The organism is Mesobacillus sp., from assembly GCF_049588175.1.
Taxonomy (GTDB): domain Bacteria; phylum Bacillota; class Bacilli; order Bacillales; family Cytobacillaceae; genus Mesobacillus.
Genome location: NZ_JBAVFI010000380.1, coordinates 1 through 1,694, shown reverse-complemented (window position 1 = coordinate 1,694; position 1,694 = coordinate 1). Strand labels below are relative to the sequence as shown.

Annotated in this window: 2 protein-coding genes; both read left to right on the top strand. The window is 35.7% G+C overall.

All coding sequences use genetic code 11. The annotated features are described in order from the left end of the window. Nucleotides 1-311: 311 nt before the first annotated feature. Nucleotides 312-791, top strand: a complete 480-nt coding sequence (locus WB217_RS09490; RefSeq protein WP_423992838.1) for a GNAT family N-acetyltransferase — start codon at nt 312-314, stop codon at nt 789-791. 115 nt (nt 792-906) lie between these two features. Next, nucleotides 907-1,694: lysostaphin resistance A-like protein (locus tag WB217_RS09485; protein WP_423992836.1), on the top strand; the 788-nt coding region annotated here is incomplete at its 3' end.

Genomic DNA, 1,694 nt, shown 5'->3' with positions numbered 1-1,694 from the left:
AGCAGTCACACTCCATGTTTGTGAAAACTGCCGGGAAGATCGGAAGGTACATTCATTGCCTGATTGGGCGTTTTAAAAGTTCTAACTGAGATGAAATTACTGTTTGCGATCAGACTGGCAAAACTATATCTAAATGTCTACTCTCACTACAAAGAAGCCTTCCATAAATGAAGACAATCTCTAAAAAGAGGATCCAAATCAAATGCAATCCAGGCTCATGCCTGGATTTTTTTTTGCGTGAAAAAGGGAATATACGTGATTATAAAGAAATAATTAACACATAAATCATTTAATGAAGAGGAGCTTTAAAATTGGAATTTTATAAAAGCAATAAAGAAATGATCTCAATTGAAATGGAAATTATGAATTCACATCCGGATTATAACCTGCTTGCGGATGGCAAGAAGTTTTTAGCCGAAGTGGATTTACTGGAGGAGCATGAAGAAGAAGAGGAGCTTGATAAAGAGCGATACCTGCTTAAAGTGGAAGATGCCTTCATAGGAATTATTGATTTTATTTTGGAAAATCCACGCGACATGAAGCCGTGGCTCGGGCTGCTGATTATTCATAAGGATTGGACTCAAAAATCCTTTGCCGGTAAAGCACTCGCTAAATATGAAGAATTAATGAGAAGCAGAGATATTAATGAAGTTAGGTTAGGGTGCTTTACTGCTAATACCACAGGAATGAAATTTTGGGAGAGGAATGGTTTTCAAAAGGTAAAGGAAATCAGCTATCAGGAAAAACCATTATGGATTATGGAGAAGAAATTAGTGGAAGGGCTGAATTAATAAGCTTCAATGAATTGGGATTGCAGAACCAAATCCAATTTTCAAATATTAACTAGGAATATAAATATGGTATAATTTTCTAGAATTTGACTTGATGACTTTAGGGGGAACACTTTTGGGAGAGAACTTTATTAAAATGAATCAAGGGATCAATAATTGGAAAAGGTACATTTCCTCCTATTTCCTTTTTATGTTTTCAATGGTTCTTGGTTCCATCATTTATTTTCTGGCACTAATTATATTTGCGGAGAAAGATGGGAATAATCAGACCTATTTTGATTTCGAGGAAATGAAAGGGGTAAATGTAAAACCTGTATTTGACTTTATTTTTTCAAATTTGACCTATGTAATTTGGATTTTAGGAATGGCCTTATTTATTAGACTCATCCATAAACGGAAGTTTAAAACACTGATCACGCCAAACGAAAAAATTAATTGGAAAAGGATATTTTGGGGCTTCGGTTTATTTTTTTGCCTTCTCACTGGGACGACAATAATTGATGCGCTATTAAATCCGAAAGATCATTCCTTTAATAACATTCAAGTTCAGGATTTTCTTACCTTGTTTTTATTTGTTTTAATTTTAACGCCTATCCAAACAACTGCCGAAGAGGTCTTTTTCAGAGGGTATTTGATGCAATGGTTTGGCCGAAAAGTGTCACATCCACTGGTTTTATCGATTATTGTTGGCAGCATTTTTGGTGCGCTCCATTTTTCAAATCCGGAAATGAGCTATTCTGCCTTCTTTGTTGGCAGTGATTATGTCCTCTCAGGCATTTTATGGTGCTACATTACCGCGAGGACGAATAGTGCGGAATTAACAATTGGTGCTCATGCAGCAAACAATATGTTTATTGGCTGGTTTCTTACAATGGATGACTCTGTATTTGGGAAACTTCCATC